The organism is Chitinivibrio alkaliphilus ACht1 (assembly GCF_000474745.1).
Lineage (GTDB): Bacteria > Fibrobacterota > Chitinivibrionia > Chitinivibrionales > Chitinivibrionaceae > Chitinivibrio > Chitinivibrio alkaliphilus.
Genome location: NZ_ASJR01000024.1, coordinates 1 through 22,342, shown reverse-complemented (window position 1 = coordinate 22,342; position 22,342 = coordinate 1). Strand labels below are relative to the sequence as shown.

Sequence of the window (22,342 nt, the reverse complement as noted above, 5' to 3'; positions counted from 1 at the left end):
TGTCAAACAATCCAGGTAAAAAAACACCTCCTCCGCGAAGAGGAGGTGTTCTACAACAAGAATACTTCTACTTAACTCCTTCGTAGGCAGCGCTATAAATATCACGCAATTCGCTCATCAATGGATACCGGGGGTTGGCTCCGGTACACTGATCATCAAAGGCGTCTTCACTCAAGGTCTCTAAGGCAGCGTAAAAGGCATCTCGGTCAACCTTTGCCTCTTTAATTGTAAGAGGAATATCCAACTGCTGTTTCAGCTCTGTAATTTTTCCAATTAACGCTTCCACTAAGGCCGCATCATCCGCTCCACTTAAGCCAATATACCGAGCAATACGTGCATATCGAGCTTTTGCTTCTGGATTTTTATACTGAGAGAAGGTTCCCATTTTACGCGGGGCATCAGTAGCATTAAAACGGATAACATCATTAATCAGCAAGGCATTGGCTAAGCCGTGGGGCAAATGAAATTTTGCACCCATTTTATGCGCCATGGAGTGACAAATACCAAGGAACGCATTGGCAAAGGCCATACCTGCCATGTTAGATGCATGGTGAACCTTCTCGCGAGCCTCCATATCTTCCCCACCATTTTTGTATGAACGGGGCAGATATTCAAAAAGCAAGCGAATTGCTTCAAGAGCCAAGGGAGATGTAAACTCCGTTGCCAGAGTGCTTACATAAGCCTCCAAAGCATGTGTTAAGGCATCAATACCAGAGAATGCCGTAAGAGAAGCAGGCATATCCTTTGCAAGATCCGCATCAACAATGGCCATGTTAGGAGTAAGTTCATAGTCTGCAATGGGGTATTTCTGCCCGGTTTTTTCATCAGTAATAACCGCAAAGGGAGTCACTTCAGACCCAGTACCACTGGTGGTTGGGATAGCAACAAACTCAGCTTTACCACCAAGTTTAGGAAATTTGTACACCCGTTTACGAATATCCATAAAACGCATGGCAAGATCTTTAAAATCAATTTCAGGATGTTCATAGAGAAGCCACATAATCTTAGCAGCATCCATGGGAGACCCACCGCCAATGGCAATAATAAGATCTGCATCGAAGGCCTTTAACTTACTTGCACCATCCATTGCTGTGGCCAAGGTGGGGTCAGGGGCTACATCACTATATACCTCATAGGTAATATCAAGACGACGAAGTTTCTTCAAGAGAGATTCACAATACCCGTTTTCATGGAGGAATCGATCGGTAACAACAAAGGCCTTTTTCTTTTCAGCCAGATCTTCCAAGGCCACTCCTAGAGCACCACGTTTGAAATAAACCTTATTTGGCACTTGAAACCACAGCATATTTTCCTTCCTTATGGCAACGGTTTTAACATTTATTAAGTGTTTTGGGCCAACATTATCACTGATAGAGTTGCCCCCCCAGCTTCCACACCCAAGGGTGAGCGAAGGCGCTAAATTGAAGTTATAAATGTCTCCAATTGCCCCGTGACTCGCGGGAGTGTTAATTAAGGTTCTACCCGTTTTCATAAGAGAGCCATACTGATTGATTCTCATGCTGTTTTTATCAGAGGTATAAAGAACACTGGTATGTCCTAACCCACCCAATTCAATAAGGCGATGTGCTTTTTCAAAAGCATCGGTATAATCCGTTGCAGAATACATTGCCAAGACAGGAGATAGCTTCTCATGAGCAAAAACTTCAGCCGATTCAGTCTTTTCAACTTCTGCAATAAGCACCTTTGTTTCTTCAGGCACAGTAATACCGGCAAGACGTGCAATTTTGGCAGCACTTTGGCCTACAACCTCTGCATTTATCCGATTATCCTTAAACAAGGTCTGGCCAACTTTTTTTCGCTCATCCGCGTTTAAGACATACGCACCTTGTGTCAGAAATTCTTGACGCACAGAATTATACACTGATTTTTCAGCAATAACAGCCTGCTCTGACGCGCAGATCACCCCATTATCAAAGGTTTTACTCATTAGAATGGAGCTTACTGCCATTTTGATATCTGCTGTCTCATCAATGACGACGGGGGTATTACCCGCACCGACACCAAGGGCAGGCTTACCGCTTGAGTAGGCAGCTCGTACCATTCCAGGACCACCCGTAGCAAGAATGGCCGCAATGGAAGAGTGCTGCATAAGATAATTTGACCCTTCAATGCTTGGCTCTTCTATCCATGCGATAATATCTCGGGGAGCACCCGCTTTAACGGCAGCCTCAAGAACAATTTTTGCCGCACGAACAGTACATTTTTTTGCACGGGGATGAGGAGAAAAGATAATCCCATTTCGTGTTTTCAGCGCTATTAAAGACTTAAATATGGCTGTGGATGTTGGATTTGTTGTTGGGATAACCCCAGCCAACACCCCAAGGGGTTCAGCAACTTTTACAATCCCCGCAGACTCATCACGATCAATTTCATTACATGTCTTAAGGGTTCGAAATTTGTTGTAGACCATCTCAGAGGCAAAATGATTTTTAATCACCTTATCTTCAACAATACCCATACCGGTTTCTTCCACAGCCTCCTTAGCAAGTGAAATACGCTCATGATTCGCAGCCATGGCAGCTTCAAAGAAAATACGATCAACTTGCTCTTGTGAAAAAGAGGCAAATTCTTTCTGCGCTTGCTGTACCTTTGTAATAAGCCGCTCTAACTTGTCCATTTGAGCAGCAACGTCTGTTTTCGCTTCTTTCTTGGCTGTAGCCATATCACCCTCCTCTATCAGGGATATAAAACACTACTTTCCGATCCATTCGAGGATACAAAAAGTTATTCATCTTCCTAACCAATATAACTAATGCACTAAATTTCACAACAGATTTTTAGCAAATTGGTGATTTTTTTCACAGGACCCCTGTATTTAGCTTGTTTGTCAAGCCCAAAATGTTATTGTGTCTTGTTTTCACATTAACAAGAGGTAAGCAGAAAACTTTGCTGTAAAAGATATAGATGCATGTGAAGAACAATGCCTTCCCTCATTTCACTACCAAGACGCATCGAGTAGGGTGAGGGATTACTCCCTCTACCCTCTCACACCACCGGGCATACGGTTCACGTACCACGGCGGTTCTCTACAATACTGTCATCTGACCGCAAGAACTCTTCTGAGCAGCGATTCCAAACCAAGATAATCAAAGAATTTCTTCCGAAACGCTTCGTTCATGTGGGACGCTCCCGCATTGAACCAGGCACCACGTTTATTGAAAGAAGATTCTACTGCTCTCTCTTCCGCAATGTCTGCTTTCATCAATTTCTGAAACCTCGTTCTCGGGCGTTTCCACTGTCTCCAGAGAATCTTTCTCAAGTGGCGTCTGATCCAACCATCCAACCCTTCAGCATACCCCTTGGTCTCTGCAAGACGATAGTAGTTGATCCACCCGATGAGCTTCGGATTCAGAATTTCTTTAATGAAGCGTTTCAGATTGCGCCCTTTTCCAGTTCGAAATACCGATTTCATACTCTTTCCGAATTTCAAAACTGATTTTGGAGCGATGCGGATTTCACACCGCTTGTGATTCGTAAATGAAAACCCGAGAAAGGTTCTCTGCCACGGTCGGGCAACAGCACTTTTCTCTTCATTTACAATCAGCTTCAGACGCTTTTCGAGAAAACGGGTTATCGAGTTCAGAACGCGTTCACCGGACCTTCGGGTTTTCACGTAGATATTGCAGTCATCCGCATATCGACAGAATCGATGCCCCCGCTTTTCCAGTTCCCGATCAAATTCATTGAGCAGAATATTCGAAAGCAGCGGAGAGAGCGGACCACCCTGTGGAGTCCCTTTAATCCGTTGAGATTCGACACCACCAGTCATAACTCCGGAGCGGAGAAATGACCGAATCAGTCGAAGCATTCCTTTGTCTTTTACTCGTTTGGCGATCAACGACATCAGTACGTCATGATTCACCTCGTCGAAAAACTGTTTCAAATCCAAGTCTACAACCCATCTATATCCTTCATGCTGGAATTTCTGCGCCTGCCGGACTGCGTCATGCGCACTTCTGCCAGAACGAAATCCAAAGCTGTTTTCAGAAAAGAGGGGGTCGAAGATCGGATTTAAAATCTGATGCATTGCCTGCTGAATCATGCGATCAACCACGGTCGGTATGCCAAGCTTGCGCATTCCGCCGGAGCTCTTCGGTATCTCTACCTGACGAACTGGTTTCGGTTGATAGGTGCCAGCAAGCAACTCTTCTTTGATTTGCGACCAGTGAATATTCAGGTAGTTACGCAGTTGATCCACTTTCATGCCATCAATACCGGCACTCCCCTTATTCTTCACAACCCGCTCGTAAGCGGTTCGCATATTGATTGAATCGACCAGTTGTTCGAGAAGATTTCCCCTGTCAGGAAACGAGTTATCATTCACCGATGCTGATGTATATGCACTCACAGGACTCGTCTCCGATTCCGTCGGATATCTTTCTCTGTAAGCCCGTTTCCGGCTTCTGCATCAATCATCAAATACACAGTCAATGGTTCGCTCCATACTGTAATGTTCAGACCTTAACCGCTGGTCGGACGGCTAATATGTCCTCGGCTGACTTCTCTCCATGCATCCGATCGCTTCACAACGACCGTAGCCAGTGGCACATGATGAGATCTCCCCGGGTAATGCGCATTCACCTTCACACTTATGTCTGCCGTATATACCACCGTACCTTCCGTACAGGTATTGGACTTTAGAGATGTATGCCTCCTCATCCGATACGATAGCCTCATATACGATTCCTGTTCGTCAGACCAGTGCTTTGCCTTCGACTTCCTTCAGCAGTCACCTCACGATGACAACCTTGCCGCTCAGCTAATACTTCCCCCTGTCGGGTGTATAGTGGACTTTCACCACCAAGTGAATGCGCCCTGCCGGGCGCACATAAAAAAAGGCTTCCCCCTTAGGAGGAAGCCTCGGTTATGCTCGGAGAACCGAGATTAGAAAAACTTTTTCAACTGAATAGCAAAGGTTCGTTGGTCTGTTGTAAAAAGTCCTGCTTGTCGCGGAGCAGCCATCTGTTGCCACCGAACAGAGTGAATATTATCATCCTGTCCCAAAATATCATAGACAAAAAGACCGAGCTCCATATCATCACCAATATCAAAATGGGCAGAGGTATTCCATTTTGCAATGGGCTGACGGAACGGATCTGCTACGCCAAGAAACTCTGCATCATCGCTCTCTTCAAAGGACTCCTGAATACCTTCTCTTCCCCATAATCCAAAGAAGAGACGAGCATCGGTATGAAGCGTGAGGAAATCCATGGGACTCCAATCAATATAGGTCTTTACGGTCCCAGTATGAAGACTATTAAAATATCTTCCATCATCAGATACTTGATCAGCCATCATTGACGACTCACTCACAATATTATCTTCTCCCTCAACTGGGGTTGGCACCCACGCATTGAGATTTTCGTTCCACACAGGTTCGAAAAAAGGACGCTCAAATTCTACGGAAGCAGTATCAACATTCAAGGGCATCATGAGAGCACCATTGATACCGGCATTTAATCGATCACTGGTATAGGCAAGTTCACCTTCCAATACAAAGGCATCATATTCACCGACATTTTCTGTCTGAAACCGTGCGCCGTTCCACATAAAGAGATCGGACAAAATATTGTACGATGCGGAACTTGCAACACTTAATCGATCAGTTAGGCTGTGATTGGTCGCAATCTCAAAAGACACTGACGATTCAGGGTCAACATACGATACTGGAGCTTGAATATTGCCTAAATTAGTCATTTTTTCGCCGGTCTCTGAATTTATCATAATGTTATCATCTTCATCGCGCTGATAAATATCCTGTGCACCGCGATCAGGATTCCACTCTGAAAACATACCTTCTTCATAGGTCCATGTGCCCGGCTCTGCCGTAGGAGATGGCTCGTATGTAAGAGCATCGGCATTGTTTGAACTGGACTGTACGATAAATTTAAATACATCCCGCTCATTCGGGGTCACAACAAGAGCAGCCTTAGGACTCCACACACCATCAGTACGAGTATGCTTATCATACCGTGCACCGGCACCGGCACTCAGCACTTCATTAATATCGTAGTAGGCTTCAGTAAAAAATGCCCAGTTATCATAGGAAACTTCTGCAAGTCCCCAACCATCCTCATATCGACCAGCAAGGTTTTCACCGATGTCATAGTGACCATACTGGATACCATAGGCAACCTGCAAATCTTCCACACGACGCATCAGATACTTTGCAGTAATTTCATACCGACGCTCACCCACAGAGAACGGTTCACTTGCAGCCTGTAAAAGACCATCTGCGTTGGCCCCCTCACGAATATAAAGGGTGTTTGTTGCTCCAATAATTGACCCATCGAGGCTAAATTCATCTTCCCCGATATCCCACGAATAGTCAGCTCCCACCATCATATTATCTCGAAGGTGCGAACGGAGAGTTGCCCAGTGGTAGCCTTCTTCCGGATACCCCTTGGGAAAATATTCGCCCACAGGAGTAATTTGACGAGACAAACGAGTATAGAAATTAAACCGTTGATACGAGTATTCAGCACTGGCTAGATAATTCCCGTCGGTTGCCCAAGGACTTCCCGCCGCAGGAACTCCGTCTTCACCACTACCAAAATAATCTTCATGGTAGCCAAAAATGCGTGAGCTATTTTGTCCATGCCCGTCACTTACGTGCGCACCAACATACACACTCAAATCACTTCCATCTTCAAATCGATTAAATACGGCGCCTTCAACGGTAGTTCCATAAAAGCCGTTTTTCTCATTCATTTCAACTCTACCCGAGGCAAAAGTTTCATAGTCTTCAGGGGTTTTTGTTACAATATTAACAACCCCGGCTATGGCACCGGAACCATACACCAACCCTGCAGGACCACGAAGTACCTCTACGCGATCTATATCACCGAGAAGTCCAAGGGTATACTCCGTAGCAAAGCCATGAAAATGCTGAAGGTTTTGCTTACGTCCATTGATCAAAACAATAATTTTATCGTTTCTATCACTGGTGACACCACGCATGCCCCAGACAACACCGTTCCACTTATTAATCATGTATTGAAACCCAGGCACATACACCTCAAGGAGTTCACTTAAGTTTCGAGCACCGGAATAGCGAATCCTGTCTGAGTCAATTAAGGTCATAGTTACTGGGCTTTGATCCAAATCAAGCTCAAGAAATGTACCGGTTTCCACAACAATACTCAACAAGGCGGACAAATCTAAATCTCCGCCACCGGGCTGAGCCCCAATGGAACCAATGGACAACATAAAGATACTTGCCAAAACAAGCACAGTATGTTTCATACGTGGTTTAAGTTTTTTACACAGTCTCATAAAACACTCCTTCACTCTGTTATACAGTCATCACTTCATATACTACCAACTCAAGTCTACCATAGATTTTACATATTTCAAATATTTTTTACTATATTTTATGTAATAAACGAATGGCCTGTGTGTTACACAAGGCGTAAGATCTCCCTTCTTTCTCCCCTCAGGAGTTTCTATGAAAGGACTACTGTTTCTGTCCACCCTTGTTTTATTCCTGCTCAGCTGCAACTCTACCGAAGCAACAAGGGATACCCCCTTGTTTGATACGCAGTCTGAAGAGATTGCCTATTATATGGAAACTGCAGCCGCCCTCATCCCACCACGCATTCCCCATACTCTGGGAGAAATTAACTTTGATGTTCTTCCTCCCCACAGGAAACTACTCCGCCAGTTCAACACCACACCATTGTTCTCTGATGAGTTTGAAAGCCCTTTCAGTGAAGGCGACACGCTCTACAAAGATTCAACCACAACAGTACTCATAGACTCCCTTAGAGAAAGCTTTTCCCTCACAGCCTACACCGTAACCTTATATCTTCATGCGCAGGAAGTAATTGAAGAATCTCTTTTTGTAGAGCATCACTTTTCAGGAACATCAAATCTCACGATGGTGGCGACACTTACAATTCCTTTTTCAACCCCCTCCGACTTCACCTATGATATGGAAGGACGCAGGTTGTATCTTTCCGGTAGAGATGTAATTACCGCACACAAAACCTATGACACGAAGATAGAATACCATGCAGATATTCATATCAATCATGATTCCATACAGATAGATTCCGACTCACTCCACTATACTCATATATCTCCAGATCATATCTCTGGAAATACGAGCACTTACAGAAACATTCGACGGGAAACGGACTCCCTCGAAGGGACAGTTCTATACAACGACGCAGATCGATCCATCTTCCTAAAAGGAACATTTACTAAAAAAGAGACTGCGCCACACCCATGGCACCAGGAAACACACATGCACCTCCCCCTCTATCTTGCACATGAATACGAAGGAGAACAGGAGGCGATGCTGGAGATTATCTTTGCAAAGAACGACAAACCACTCATACGCTCGGTACGTTTGAGAACAGAGACCGGCACTCTGATTCGTGAAGAACACCATGACTGGACGCATCTCTTAGATTAATTGAGGTCTGCATCAATGCACGCGGTGCCCCCTTTTTGGGGGCACCGCTGGACACACAAGAACATGAAACATTCTTAGAAATCAAGTCGAATCGTTCCCCGAAACATCGCCTGTTCTGCTCGAAATAATCCACCATCACCGGGACTGGACATGTAGTAGGGAATAGCCGTATTTCTATCCCACCGATCATAATTATCTGTCCATCGATGTCCAAGAATATTATCCCCCATGAGAGATACGCGACCAGAAGAAATAAGATCAACCTGTGTAAAGGGAATATCGAAATGTACCCCCACATTAAGACGCGCAGAGAGTTTACGCTCCACATCCCATGTACTTTTTCGATATCCCATGGAAACATCCCTATCGTACGGGTCAAACCATGTTGCTCCTGTGCCTTGGGGGTCATCATAGATATCTTTTCTCCCCAACATTCGTTTCCAATACAGTTGAGAGTTCAAATGAAAAGACACAATATCATTCATTTGATAATCGGCATACAGTTTGGTGAGGTGTGGCGAGGTGTTCAAGAAATATGTACCATCTTGTGTAATGGTATTCTGAATAGCATTCACCACAGTTGTGTCATATTCACCAGTATTCCATACGGGTATATAATACGGATCATCGTCAGTACCGATATTGTCATACCACGGATTTTCCTCATCATCGCGATCGTAGCGTCGTCTTTCCACAACCGTGTTTCCGTCAGAGATATCGGTATTAACAATCCTGTTAAAATTATGACTTACTCCGAGAGAAAGTCCGGCACGCGGAATATCATACTCTACAATAGTGTTGTTCAACACATAATTGTATTGCCCTTCCGTGGCAATCGTCTTATACGTGTCCGAATCCCACATAAACAACCCGTCCATCATATTATATGAGAAAATATTTCGCACTGAAAGATCGCCCCAAGAATTATTTGTCATCAAAACCAATTGCCGTGCAACTTCGGGGTCCATATCTTCTAAGGCATCTTGTGAAACCCCGGGAAGCACTGTTGTGTTAGCATCTGGTTCTCTATCAGGGTTTTGAAAGAAATCCTCTTCTTGAAGTACATTATCATCATTCTTAACATAGTAACTACCGGTGGATGCTTCGGCAGTGGGATTATTTGTTGCCTGTTGGTAAATAAGATGAAAATAGTGATCCTCCGCAGGAGAATAAATAAAGGCGGTTTTAGGAGAAAGTGACGCACCAACTGCTGAATGGTGATCAACTCGTACCCCACCATGAAGTCGAATTTGATCGGTTAGTTTATATAGCCCTTCAGCAAAGAGGGCATTACTGAAAAATGTGGTGTCAGCAAACACCTTTTTATCACTTTGATCAATACTGTTTTCTCCTGCCAACCCTGTACCAATAAAATCAGTTCTATGTTGATACCCATAGGCATAATGAAGAAGATCATCGCCGATACTTCCTGTGACCGCACTCTTAAAAGCAAGGGATTGTTCACCACTAATTTCTGATGTATCATATTCTGGATACCCATACAAACCAATATCGGTGAAATCTTCCGCATCGACCGTGTTATTATAATTTGCATATGAAACCAGTAACTCTACGTCAAAATTATCGAAAGAAAGGGTTCGTTCAAGAGAACTCATCAACATATCGTACACGTACATGCGATTACTGGAACCCCATGCTTCAGTTAGATGCCAATAATCAAAATATGGATTACTTGGTCCATAATAATCATCACTATATAAATCTCGAACCTCATCAAGATTCCACGCACCATTCATAATAGGAAATGGGTCCAAAACAAAAGCACCACTTGCAGTAATTACTTCTCGCGAAAAATGTGTATACCAATTCCATTCATTGAGGGAAAAATTCAGATATGTGTGATAATTCCCCGGAATTCTCCCAAATGATCCTTGTGCAGGTCGCGCTTCTTTCGGAAATATGGGTTCCCAATCAATATCGCCACCCCACCCATCAAGACCAGCTATATAGGAGTGATTTCTTCCAACACCATCACTATGGCGGTATGAAAACCCACCACTCATATCGACATCACCAATTGACTGAGAAAAGAGAAATGATGCGCGTTGGTCAAATTGATCTTCTCGGTACGCACCAAGGGAATACAAGACGCTCCCCTTTGAGTCAATATCTCGTTTAGGAATAATATTTATGACACCGCCAATAGCGCCGGCACCATACACAAACCCTGCGTTTCCTTCAAGAACCTCAACACGCTCAATAAAATTAAGATCAATACTTGTAAGAAGACCTACAGCACCATCACGACTTTGTGACGTTACTTCACGACCGTCGATAAGAACAAGTATTTTGGAGTTCACATCTGCTGTAACCCCATTCATACTCATCAACCACCCATTCCATCGATTAAATAGTGATTGATAACTTGGAACATAGATCTCTAAAAGTCCTCGCAAATCTCGGGCATTTGCCGACTCAATACGTTCCCTGTCAATATTGACGACGGAGGCTGGAATAAGGTCGGGATCAATTTCTAAAAAGGTACCCGTTTCTACGACAATTGCCAACAATGCCGATAAATCTAAATCCTGCGTTGCATGAATCTGAATATTCATGCTGAAAATTAACAATAGAATAGCTCTCGTTGCTTGTTTCATCTGGTCCTCCAAAATTACGATACGTGCACTCCCCGTTGCCAACCTATGAACGCATTTCTATGAGACAATCGACGACCTGCGACTCTAGCACCTCCTTCACATAGATATTTTACATCTCAATATTTTAACAACTCTCGAGATAAAAAACAAGGTTTTTTGTAAAAAGTATCTGTCTCCATAACAAAATATCTTTGATTTGAGCTATGAGAATGCAGTTCACAATGTTGCTCTTTTGTACATCACGTTATATTTTACGTTCAGAAAAACCTCTCCCTCCCTTGTAGTACTTGGAAAAACTCAACCAGCATGAGACCTCCATGAAAAATAGTCCCAACACACCGTTACTTTTAAAAACGATGCGTACAGCCACTGCTCAAGTCCGTTTTAAAAAAAGCCATACAACTCTACGGAAAGAGTTGCGCCGGGCAGAAAAACAACTTACCAATGCTGAGAAAGCAATTAATTATCACTTTACCCGCTCACACAAGGAATATATCAATGAAGAAATTTTTCCCCGTGCAGCCAAAGTAGCCAATTCGACCTTTACGGGTAAAACCCGCACGAAAAAATTCACCCGCCGATTTCGTAGTTTTAAAGTGATGAGCGCCTACCAATTATTCCTGCTTGAACTGGACTGCCTTGGACGGATTAATGAACAAATGCTTTTGCAAGACGAAGAAAACCACTTTCCCATACTGGTAGACTATAATCCAGAGAAAGCTACTATTACGACGTCACACAACGGCATCAGTCTGGACAAACTCACCACGAAGATGGTCGTACCAAACCTAGAAAGACAAATCACCACAATTCTCAATATCTTAGCCAATGCCAGGGTCATACATTTGGACATGCACAAAAGAGGAAGTAATATTGTTATTGACTCACACGGGATTCTTTCCATTATCGATTTTGATATGGCACAAGCTGCAAATCGCCCCTTTAACTATACCGTCGAAGCAAAACTTCGCAGGGGAAAACAACTACTTACGCGAAAGCAAATAGAAAAGACCCTTGCCTGCAACTCACACATTATCATTCAATAAAAAGCATCCGTATGTCAGCGCAACGATAAACCCGATATGCCCGGTGAACGGGTGGGACTCAGAAGCCGCGCAAGTAATGCTCGCAAACCGGTTATCCCCTCTGTATCATACTGTTCATGGAGTAGATCGAAGGAGCTCTCAAAAAGGTCGGGAGGAGGCACCAAGGTTGCCTCACACGCTGTGGCATGAGATGTATAGGAAGATGCGCTGCGGCTGAGATATGATCGACACGTGATCGGACGCCACTCATACACCAGACACGTGCGCTCTGGAGTGAGCAAGGGACATGGAAGATATTCCTTATGAAACCCAAGGAGTACAGCAGTCTCTTCAGCTTCATCCGAGGCACGTCCTGTACGAACAACCCCCTGCCACACCTCCTGCAATATCACTTCATGGTCACAACAGCGTCGATAAATAGCCTCTACTTTATCAGGAAATTCAGTAAGGAGCTTAGAAGCAATAAGGAGCCCTTCAAAGGAATACACATCTTCAACCCAATGATAACAACAGGAAAAACACCCCTTATAACAGGTTGATTTCGAAGCTCCAAGGGCTTCCTCCTGATATCGAGAAAAGGCCGGGTAAAACAGGGCGAGGGCATGCTCAATATCATCCAGAGTTACTGCAGAAGAAGAGAGCCTCTTAAAACGCTCCAGGGATTCACATAAATCTCTATTCACAATAAGAAAACCCACGCTCCACACGGAAAAGTTCTTTCTCCAAAGCTTCCATGGTGCTGGAATTATCACAATATACCCACGGAGAGTCCTGCCGAGGGGGAGCAAAAAGCTGCTCCTGCATCCTTACCCGTTGATCGGTTTTTACGGGGTCTCGTTGCGTCCCCGACAAAATACGTGCAATACGAATTGTGCGCGGAGCTGTGACCCATACATACTGATCACATAAAAAAAGCCCCTCCCATAAAGGAAGAACCGCAGCATCAACAATGACCACCTTCTTTGAAGCCTGAGAAATTTGTGTTTGCATCCTTTCTCTGAGCAAGGGATGTACAATCTCATTGAGGCGCAGAAGAGCTACTTCGTTGGCAAAAACAATTTCCCCGAGTCGTGAAAAATGAATTGTTGTTCCCTCCACAACATCAAACTCCTTTTTCAGAGCCCTTTGTATGGAGGATGATTCCATCATACATTGCTTAGCAATATGATCAGCCTCCAGATGTAACGCTCCGTGCCGTGCAGCAAGTATTTGTGCGGCGGTTGTTTTGCCACTTCCCATATATCCTGCAATCCCCCACACCTGGGATCGCCTAGACTCCATGAAAGGAGACCTTTTCAGGAAGTTGGGAAAAATGAGAAAAGGAAAGATCAGGAACAAACTCTTCGCCCCGTCCATGAAGGAATGTTGATTCCTTATTCCCGGTAAAAAACGCGGTCCGTAAGCCAACCTCACGAGCACTCATCATATCTAATTCTAAATCATTACCAACAAAAAGAGTCTGTGATGGCGCTATTTCCATGGATTTCAACGCAGATAGGAGTCGCGTATAGAGAAATTCCCCCGGCTTTGCAATGCCGTATTGATACGAGTAAAAGCAGAGATCAAGATCAAAGAGTTCGTAGAGATCAACCACAGTATTGTTACTTTGCTCCCGTAGGAAATGATTCATATCAATCGGAGTATAAAACTGAGCATTAGAAAGAATACCGAGAGAGATATTGTCCTGCCGCAAAGCCTGCAAAGTTGCAAACACCTCTGGAAAAAAACCGCGATTCAGGGCAAAGAAATTATAATAATAAGCAACAATCCGTGCAGCTTCATTGCGTGGAAGATCTTCAATATACCCTGTGGGTACGTACCCATTATTTTCTAATATCGACAAAATCACGTGCCAAATCTCATCTATCTCGATCTCCGGGAAGTCCTTTCCTTTTTTCCGTGCTTCTTCATGTTTCATACCAATGAGATTATGGTAAAAATCAAAGAGAGTTTCCCCGGGAGACATAGAGGGATTAATCTTCTCGAGAAAGGGTGTGAAGTGGAAAAAATCAGAGGTCTGCGTAAAGACCGAGCGCAAAAGCGCCCCCTTTTCTTCTTCATCATTGAAGGCATTCTGCCAATAATCAACCAAAGTGCCGTACACATCAAATATAACTGCCTGAATATCTCCAAGACGCTCCGTCTTTGCCTGAAACTCCATGGAGGATGTTCTTCGTGCGCGGGAAGGATAATCTCTATGTAAAAGGGCAGCAAATTCAGCAACAACTGACACAGGGTACTCCTTTGGAATAATTTCGGAAAAAATATATAATACCCCCCATAAAAAAAAGGGTCGACCGGAAGGGGGGCCCGGCCGACCGACAGGAATTATTGCAATTCCTGCCAAACATCATCATCACACACACATTATGTACTTAATATAGAACGGGTTATACAATAAGTCAACAAAAATGTATAAAAAGACCACCCAACTCTTTGTATTAGCATACCTCAGGAATAAAAAGAGACGGTATTCATAAATAAGCCGTTCTGCTGTTTCCTTTTTCTCCCACGAAATTTATATTACTGTGCAAAAACAAATTATTGGAGACCCTACTATGGAAAAGCAGTATAATCCCGCTGCAGTAGAAGATAAAATCTATGCAAAATGGCAGAGCGAAAACACCTTTGCCGCGCAGGAAAACACATCCCGAGAAACCTATTCCATTGTGATCCCTCCTCCCAATGTAACGGGCATCTTACACATGGGACATGCGTTGAATAATACCATCCAAGATATTTTAACGCGCTACAAACGCATGGATGGGTTTGAAGCCCTCTGGTTACCGGGAACTGACCATGCTGGTATTGCCACACAAAACGTCGTGGAGCGAAAGCTTGCCCAGCGAGGTGAATCCCGCCACAGCTTGGGACGGGAACGCTTTTTAGAAGAGGTCTGGCGCTGGAAAGATGAATACCACACCACCATTACCACTCAGTTAAAACGCTTAGGAAGTTCCTGCGATTGGGATAAGGAACGTTTCACCATGGACGAGGGGCTTTCCCAGGCAGTACGAAAAGTTTTTGTGGATCTCTATCGCGAAGGGCTTGTGTATCGTGGAAAATACATTGTAAACTGGTGTCCCCGATGCCATACCGCCTTGGCTGATGACGAGGTTGAACACCACACAAAGGCAAGTCATCTTTGGCATTTTTGCTATCCCTTGAGCGATGGAACCGGTCATGTTGAGGTTGCAACAACCCGGCCCGAAACAATGCTGGGCGATACAGCTGTTGCTGTAAACCCTAAAGACAGTCGTTACGGACATCTTATTGGAAAGACACTTCGACTTCCCATTGTAGACAGAGAAATACCAATTGTGGGCGATAATTTTGTGAGCAGTGAATTTGGTACAGGCTGTGTGAAGGTCACTCCCGCTCACGATCCTAATGATTATCAAATGGGCCAAACTCATAATTTGGAATATATTGTTATTCTTGATGAAACAGGCTGTGTAACTGGTCCCGTTCCCGAAAAATATAAGGGCGTTGACCGTTTTGATGCTCGCAAAATGGTGCTTGCTGATCTTGAAGATCTTGGTTTGATGGGCTCAATTGTTGATCACGATCACTCTGTTGGTCATTGCTATCGCTGCGACACAATCATTGAACCCTACTATTCTGATCAGTGGTTTGTGAAAATGAAACCCCTTGCTCAGGACGCTCTGAAAGCGGCTCAAGATGGAAGCCTGACCTTTTACCCCAAACGGTGGAAGAAAACCTACGTGAACTGGATGGAGGATATTCGTGACTGGTGTATATCCCGTCAAATATGGTGGGGACACCGTATTCCTGTCTGGTATTGCCAAGAGTGTGGTGAGATTATCGTTGAAATGGAGGACCCAACTCAATGTTCTGCCTGCTCTTCTCATAATATTACCCAAGATGAGGACGTCCTTGATACGTGGTTCTCTTCATGGCTTTGGCCTTTCTCTACCATGGGCTGGCCCAATGATACAGCCCTATTACAATCATTTTTCCCAACAGATACCCTTGTTACAGCTCCGGAGATACTCTTTTTCTGGGTTGCTCGCATGGTAATGTCGAGCTTGCATTTTACTGGAAAATTACCCTTTTCTCATGTGGTTCTTCACGGTACTGTTCGAGATAAAAGCGGCAAAAAAATGAGTAAATCCTTGGGTAACTCCATTGATCCCTTAGAAATTATTGAAAAATATGGCACGGACGCCCTTCGGTTCTCTCTGATTACCATCACTGCCCAAGGAGCCGATGTTTATTTAGGCAAGGATACCTTTGACCTCGGTAGAAATTTTGCAAACAAGCTGTGGAATGCTTCACGATTTCTTCTTGGCAATCTTTCGGAACCGCTCCAGTTTTCAGAGCTTCCTGAACCAACACAGCAAAAAGAAGAGGACCGATGGATTCTGCATCGGTATGCAACAACCGTTGAAGCAGTACGACACGCCCTTGAGACCTTTCGCTTTAACGAAGCGTGTCATCTCCTGTATGATTTTATTTGGCGTGATTATTGTGACTGGTACGTCGAAGCAAAGAAAAGCTCTTTTTACGCGCCTCAAAATGAAGAGGAACGACGTAACGCGTATAATGTTGCTTCGTATGTACTCGCCGGTGCTTTGAAGCTTCTTCATCCAGTAATGCCTTTTATTACGGAAGAGATCTGGATGCACATGCGTAAAAAAATTACACATACCGCAATAATGAATGGAGATACCCTTATGCTCGAGGAGTATCCCCAGATTGAAAAAAACCTCTATCAGGAAGAATTGGGGGACAAATTTGATCTCCTCAAAGAGATGATCGCTGCCCTTCGTACAATACGATCTGAAAACAATGTTCCCCCGGCAAAAAAGGGATCGGCCCTTATTATTGCCTCTTCACCTGAATTGGCAGAATGGTTTTCTGCCCTGTCATATCTTTTTACCGATTTGGCCAATCTCTCAGATATTACCATTGACACCACGGCATCAGAACCTGATTTTGCCGGACAGGAAGTGGTGAAAGGGCAACGTCTCTACTTACACCTTGCCGGCCTGATTGATAAATCGGTAGAGATGGATCGACTTCAGAAAGAGATCTCCCGACTGGAAAAGGTCTTAGGTGGTTTAGAAAAGAAGCTTTCAAACGAAGCATTTCTCGCAAAAGCACCTGGCGCTGTTGTGGCAAAGGAGCAGGAAAAACGCGCAGGAGTGGCAGATACTTTGGAGAAACTGCGCACAAGCTTTGAGAAAATGAAATAGAGGAAATATGATACAAAGAGATCGTCTGCTCAATACATTCCTTGAATTAGTGAAAATCCCCGGTGAAAGTCGGCACGAAGCTGCGGTGGCAGACTATCTTGCCTCTCTCTTTACGCAATTAGGACTCTCTCCTGAGTTTGATACAGTTCAGGAGTATACCTCGGGGAATTGCTCTAATATGCATATTACCATACCGGGAACAGTGGAAGAACCACCGTTGCTTATCTCTGCTCATATGGATACTGTCCCCACGGGCGGAGAAGTTGTACCCATTGTGGAAGAAGGATATGTTCGTAGTGCAAAGGATACGATTCTCGGCGCTGACGATCGGGCGGGACTTGCACAAATTGTCGAGGTTGTTCGGGTACTTCGTGAGCATTCTCTTTCCCACCCTCCCCTTCGAGTTGTCATTACCGTGGCAGAGGAAATCGGACTTCTTGGAGCCCGTTACTGTTCTATTTCAGAGAAAGATGCTCATATGGGGCTGGTTCTTGATACGACTGGTCCCATGGGAAAAATTGTCTACCAAGCCCCCTTCCATGATGCGTGGCGTATCTCTGTCCGGGGGAAAAGTGCCCATGCAGGTATTGCTCCGGAAGACGGAATCAACGCAATTCATCGGTGTTCCTCTCTTTTGGAACGAATACCCACCGGACGATTGTCTCAGGATACAACAGCAAATATTGGGCGTATTACGGGGGGAACAGCTGACAACATCGTTGCTGAAGAAGTTACTATACACGGAGAAGTACGCAGTACTGCCGAAACAAATACTGAAACCTTTCATGCACAAATGCGCCTTCTCTGCAACGAACTGGAGCAGCGAGACAACCTGCCGTGTACCTATACAACACATCGTGAGTACAGTGGCTATACCCATGATCGTGCTAGTGAGCTCATTCAACGTATCAGCAACGCCGTGTCGGCTTGTGGCTACCCCCCAACCCTCGCATCTACCGGGGGAGGTAGTGACGCAAACTACTTTACTGCTCACGGTATACCCACTGCCGTTATCAGCTGCGGTATGAATAAGGTGCACACCTATGATGAAGAAATTGCCCTCTCTGATCTGTATGATACCGCAAAGATTCTACTCGCCTTTATTCTGGGGGAAAAATGAACATTCAAGCCATCACCTTAGAATCACCAACCTCAGCGAAAGACTGTCTGAGAGCAACGCCGGAGATACTGGCAAGTTCTTTAGCTCGATACTCTCGGTCAAACAAGGGTATTGAACACATTCTTTCTACGGTGGACTGGGATAATCCCGATGCATCGGTGGAACGTATCTTTAAATTTATCGACTATGGCCACGCAAGTATTGGGGGCCTCACCGGTGGTATCGCTCTCTGTATTGACCATTGCTCAATGTTTTTGGCATATAAAATTTTTGAACTGGCGCAGTTGGTGGACGGACAGGAGTCAAGTACGAGATATATCACAATGAACCCCACATCTCTTATGTCCGCCGAAGAAATGGGCATACCGTCCTCCCAGCATGCTGCGTGGAACTCCTGTATGGAAAGGGCCTTTGCTCTCTATAATACGAAGAAGCACTCCCTAGAACAGCTTGCAGAAAATCATCCAGAGCGCCTCAGAATCCCGCAGGATATCCCTGAAAAAGTCCAAAAGCGCATGCGTAAAAATTACGCCCTTGATCGATGTCGCTATTTTATCCCCATGGCAACAAAAACCTCCGCAGCATATATCATGACTGCCAGAGTGTGGGCGGAAACGGTGAAACAACTAGACTCCCTCCCGCTCAAAGAAGCCCATGATGCTGCCGAAGGAATTCGACGAGAACTAGCTAAAATAGCCCCCCGTCTGATTCGTCACAGCTATCCTGATACAGCAAGTACAGCGCAAGCTGAAGAGGAACTCACCCTTTCTCAACAGGCTATACTAACCAACGGTATGCCCACATCGTCTTGCGAAGATATGGTTTTTTGCAGTGTTGAAGAAGAGTTTCCTTCTTTTCTACCCGCTACTCAGCAGCTTCACAATGCGTTTCATGGAAAAGAAAATCGATACTCCCGTATTGGACGAGATCTACGCCGCACCAACGTACGCTTTGCCTGGAATAACATCGCCTTGGCAGAGTTACGAGATTTAAATAGACATCGTTCTGGTAACCGCTACACTCCCTTTTCTCCCGTGGGGTTCTACCTGCCTCCGGAAATAGAACGAACCAACGAAATAGAACAATTTCTCAAGGAGTATGCTGAACTTACGACAGCCTTGGCTTCATCGGGACATCACTGGTACGGGTATCTCTTGGGTACACAGGTCGGCTTTGAACATACTACACAGCTGGATAAGCTGATTTATGAAATAGAGCTCCGCACAGGCCTGGGAGCACATTTTCGCTATGCCGAACATTTACACGCGGTCTGCACAGAATTACTGCAACAAAAACCGGAGTTACGTCCCTATATTACCCTGGGAAGTGCTGAACCGGAATAGAGTTAGTCTCGCCACCACGGAAGAATTACCCCCACACTTGTTTCTGCCCATCCCGTAAGGGGAACTGAAAACGGTGTGAGGGATATTTCTCCGTAGAAAGAAGGAAAAAGGGGGCGAGGATCAGGATGAACCACGGCACGAAAAGTTGCCACACCGTGATTATTACTACGTCGGTAAGTGTAGGTACCATCGGATTCATCCTGTCGCTGCAGGTTTGTAAAAGACATGGATTCCCACACATACCCTCCCATGAGGGAAAAGGTGAGATTTTTATTTTCTGTGGTAAGACGCACCCCTCCCTGCAGGGCAAAAGAGCGCAGAAGAAATCGGGGGGATTGATCAAGAAATTCATCGTAGGCAAGAACGTATGAATCATCCAGAATAAAAGGGATCTCATAGGGCTTCTCATAGACCATGCCCTGCAACGTATGGCCACCGGAAACAGAAAGCACAAACCCCCGATACCCAACCCAGAGCTTAGGGAAAAAGGTTACCCCTGTATGATTTGTAAACAAGGGCGGTCCATCGTTATACAAGGCAACAAAACGGTCGATATCACTCTCATAGAGTCTCTTTCGTGAAAATGACAATAGAGCCAGCTCAAGGGTAAAGGGGGTGTCCCAAAACCGTTCAAACAAAAAAGAACCGACGTTGCGTGCCTCTTTCCACCGATTTACCTGGGGACACCCCGGATATATACCTTCAAACTGAGCGCAAAACTCTTCCATATCAACATCATCGGGTACGGGAGCCGGGGAAAGATGCACGCTATCTTCCATAAACCGTCCCGGAAACAGAACAAGCTCTTCCACGTAATCCTCATACCCCTCAGCGGCAAAACGGAGTGTATAGGCTCCCGCCTTCAGAGGACGAATGGTACGACCAACCCCAAAGAGAGTATCATCTAAGTAGATACGGGTATTTTCCGGCATTGTAAAAAAAGAAACCCGTCCATGACGAGCTTCAAAAGAAAAATCGAGGTGATGTTTCATCCCCGCATAAATGCGTATTGTCGTATCGACGGGAAAATAGCCTATACCGCCATCCCATCGTATGGAATACTCCCCTTCGGGAAGAATAATAGCTGTATCTGCATTTTTCATGGTCCCGTTAATGAGGTACGGAATATCCGTGGGAGGCTCCGGAAGGGAGAGGATTCCGAAATACTCACGCCCCTGCACAATAATTGTATCAAATACGGGAATCTGAGAAAAAGAGAGGTTTGCCGTATCTCCCTCAGAAAGATGCACCTTCTGTGATTGGAAGTACGATCCCTGCATAAGGACAGTTACGTATAAATCCCCCGTATCTACTTGAACAGTATCTGGGGTAAATGAACCAGTTCTAATATCATTTACGGAGATCTCTGCTCCCTCTGGAGCAGAGGTAACAGCAATAACCCCTCCAAAGGAGAGGCTAAGGCAGCACAGAATACATTGTACAACTATTCGATACTTTTGTAGCACTTATTAATAGCTCTCTCGCAATGTTCAATTCGGCTTTGTAAAACGGGATAGAGATCTTTCTGCTGCTCTTCAGGCATTCGATTAAACTCTCGTTGAAACTCCTCTGCTTCCCGACAGATACGGTCCATATAGAGACAGATATCAGTCGTATCAGAAAGTTCTGAAAGCTGCGGGCGTTCCAACGGTTTTCGCGATGCGCACGCTCCGGTACTCAAGGCCACATATATCAGGAGAGCCCCCACTGCTATGAGGGAATATCGCATGGGAGTACCTCCTGGCGAGAGAAAAATATAGCTATTTCGGTGCATGCATTTTCAAGAGAGTCAGAGCCATGTACAGCGTTTCTTCCCAAAGACGTGGCAAAACGTTTGCGCAAGGTTCCTTCCGCCGCTTCTTCAAAATTTGTAGCCCCCATCAACTCCCTCCACCGCAGGAGAGCAGATTCTCCACCAAGAACCATTGCATAGATTGGCCCTGAGGACATAAATTGGACGAGATCATCAAAAAAAGGTTTTTCCCGGTGCACCGCGTAAAATCGTTCAGCCATGGCACGATTCAGCATAGTTTTCTTTATGGCGCAAATCGTAAATGGCGCTGCAATAACCGCTTCAATAATTTTTCCCGTATGGCCTGCTTTCACTGCATCCGGTTTTATGAGGGCAAGAGTCTCTTCATATGCCATGTATCTCTCCTTAGGACATGATAAAAATGAGTCATACTAACTCTGAATATAATATATTACATGTATACAAATTCAGTGAAGGAGATTGAAAAGCTCATGAAATATCTTATGCAGACAAGTTTTATTCTCGTCGTACTCCTCGTACCAATACTCGCGGAAATGAATGAAGTAATTGACACTTCAGAGATCAGAGAACAGGAGATCAGAGAACAGGAGATCAGAGAACAGGAGATCACAGAACAGGAGATCACAGAACAGGAGATTTCAGATCAGGAGATTTCAGATCAGGAGATTTCAGATCAGGAGATTTCAGATCAGGAGATTTCAGATCAGGAGATCACAGATCAGGAGATCACAGAACAGGAGATCACAGAACAGGAGATCACAGAACAGGAGATTTCAGATCAG

At 44.8% G+C, this 22,342-nt stretch carries 15 protein-coding genes and 1 pseudogene; 6 read left to right on the top strand and 10 right to left on the bottom strand.

What is annotated here, in order from left to right; genetic code table 11:
• Positions 1–67: 67 nt before the first annotated feature.
• The 3 genes from adhE to CALK_RS09980 all read right to left on the bottom strand — a co-directional run bounded on the left by adhE (position 68) and on the right by CALK_RS09980 (position 7,296).
• Positions 68–2,683 carry a bifunctional acetaldehyde-CoA/alcohol dehydrogenase gene (gene adhE, locus CALK_RS09990; RefSeq protein WP_022637548.1) on the bottom strand — a complete coding sequence of 872 codons (2,616 nt, stop codon included), beginning with the start codon at positions 2,681–2,683 and terminating at the stop codon, positions 68–70.
• Between the two features lie 375 nt (positions 2,684–3,058).
• Complete coding sequence (gene ltrA / locus CALK_RS09985; RefSeq protein ID WP_052569255.1) at positions 3,059–4,282, bottom strand: group II intron reverse transcriptase/maturase; 1,224 nt, start codon at positions 4,280–4,282, stop codon at positions 3,059–3,061.
• 623 nt (positions 4,283–4,905) lie between these two features.
• Positions 4,906–7,296 (bottom strand): TonB-dependent receptor plug domain-containing protein, encoded by a 2,391-nt coding sequence (locus CALK_RS09980; protein ID WP_022637545.1) that lies wholly within the window; start codon positions 7,294–7,296, stop codon positions 4,906–4,908.
• A gap of 172 nt (positions 7,297–7,468) precedes the next feature.
• Between CALK_RS09980 and CALK_RS09975 the strand changes: the two genes are divergently transcribed.
• Positions 7,469–8,440, top strand: a complete 972-nt coding sequence (locus CALK_RS09975) for a hypothetical protein (protein ID WP_022637544.1) — start codon at positions 7,469–7,471, stop codon at positions 8,438–8,440.
• Between the two features lie 74 nt (positions 8,441–8,514).
• Here CALK_RS09975 and CALK_RS09970 read toward each other — a convergent pair whose 3' ends face one another.
• Positions 8,515–11,058, bottom strand: coding sequence for a TonB-dependent receptor plug domain-containing protein (locus tag CALK_RS09970; RefSeq protein WP_022637543.1), 2,544 nt, complete (start codon positions 11,056–11,058; stop codon positions 8,515–8,517).
• Between the two features lie 317 nt (positions 11,059–11,375).
• Here CALK_RS09970 and CALK_RS09965 point away from each other — a divergent pair, with 317 nt between their 5' ends.
• Complete coding sequence (locus CALK_RS09965; RefSeq protein WP_022637542.1) at positions 11,376–12,104, top strand: protein kinase family protein; 729 nt, start codon at positions 11,376–11,378, stop codon at positions 12,102–12,104.
• Positions 12,105–12,118: 14 nt separating this feature from the next.
• Here the strand turns inward: CALK_RS09965 and CALK_RS09960 are convergent, their stop codons facing one another.
• The 3 genes from CALK_RS09960 to CALK_RS09950 are packed head-to-tail and all read right to left on the bottom strand — an operon-like array spanning position 12,119 to position 14,337.
• A complete protein-coding gene (locus CALK_RS09960; RefSeq protein WP_155851854.1) occupies positions 12,119–12,787 on the bottom strand; it encodes a hypothetical protein in 669 nt (222 codons plus the stop codon).
• Positions 12,780–13,385: a dephospho-CoA kinase gene (gene coaE, locus CALK_RS09955; RefSeq protein WP_022637540.1), complete on the bottom strand. Its 606-nt coding sequence runs from the start codon at positions 13,383–13,385 to the stop codon at positions 12,780–12,782. Before coaE ends, CALK_RS09960 begins: the two co-directional genes overlap by 8 nt.
• Positions 13,375–14,337 carry an HAD family hydrolase gene (locus CALK_RS09950; protein WP_022637539.1) on the bottom strand — a complete coding sequence of 321 codons (963 nt, stop codon included), beginning with the start codon at positions 14,335–14,337 and terminating at the stop codon, positions 13,375–13,377. Before CALK_RS09950 ends, coaE begins: the two co-directional genes overlap by 11 nt.
• 325 nt (positions 14,338–14,662) lie before the next feature.
• Here CALK_RS09950 and CALK_RS09945 point away from each other — a divergent pair, with 325 nt between their 5' ends.
• The 3 genes from CALK_RS09945 to CALK_RS09935 are packed head-to-tail and all read left to right on the top strand — an operon-like array spanning position 14,663 to position 19,786.
• Positions 14,663–17,323 carry a valine--tRNA ligase gene (locus CALK_RS09945; protein WP_022637538.1) on the top strand — a complete coding sequence of 887 codons (2,661 nt, stop codon included), beginning with the start codon at positions 14,663–14,665 and terminating at the stop codon, positions 17,321–17,323.
• Between the two features lie 7 nt (positions 17,324–17,330).
• Positions 17,331–18,443, top strand: a complete 1,113-nt coding sequence (locus tag CALK_RS09940; protein ID WP_022637537.1) for a M20/M25/M40 family metallo-hydrolase — start codon at positions 17,331–17,333, stop codon at positions 18,441–18,443.
• A complete protein-coding gene (locus tag CALK_RS09935) occupies positions 18,440–19,786 on the top strand; it encodes an FAD-dependent thymidylate synthase (RefSeq protein ID WP_022637536.1) in 1,347 nt (448 codons plus the stop codon). Before CALK_RS09940 ends, CALK_RS09935 begins: the two co-directional genes overlap by 4 nt.
• A gap of 2 nt (positions 19,787–19,788) precedes the next feature.
• On the opposite strand, the gene CALK_RS09930 is transcribed toward CALK_RS09935, so the two are convergent.
• The 3 genes from CALK_RS09930 to ndk are packed head-to-tail and all read right to left on the bottom strand — an operon-like array spanning position 19,789 to position 21,934.
• Positions 19,789–21,252: a PEGA domain-containing protein gene (locus tag CALK_RS09930; RefSeq protein WP_022637535.1), complete on the bottom strand. Its 1,464-nt coding sequence runs from the start codon at positions 21,250–21,252 to the stop codon at positions 19,789–19,791.
• Complete coding sequence (locus tag CALK_RS09925; RefSeq protein WP_022637534.1) at positions 21,231–21,515, bottom strand: hypothetical protein; 285 nt, start codon at positions 21,513–21,515, stop codon at positions 21,231–21,233. Before CALK_RS09925 ends, CALK_RS09930 begins: the two co-directional genes overlap by 22 nt.
• The gene (gene ndk / locus CALK_RS09920; RefSeq protein WP_022637533.1) at positions 21,497–21,934 is read right to left on the bottom strand and encodes a nucleoside-diphosphate kinase; all 438 of its coding nucleotides are present in this window, start codon (positions 21,932–21,934) and stop codon (positions 21,497–21,499) included. The genes CALK_RS09925 and ndk overlap by 19 nt, the downstream gene beginning before the upstream one ends.
• 96 nt (positions 21,935–22,030) lie before the next feature.
• On the opposite strand from ndk, the pseudogene CALK_RS09915 reads away from it, so the two are divergent.
• Positions 22,031–22,342: pseudogene (locus CALK_RS09915) on the top strand (hypothetical protein); the annotation flags it as partial.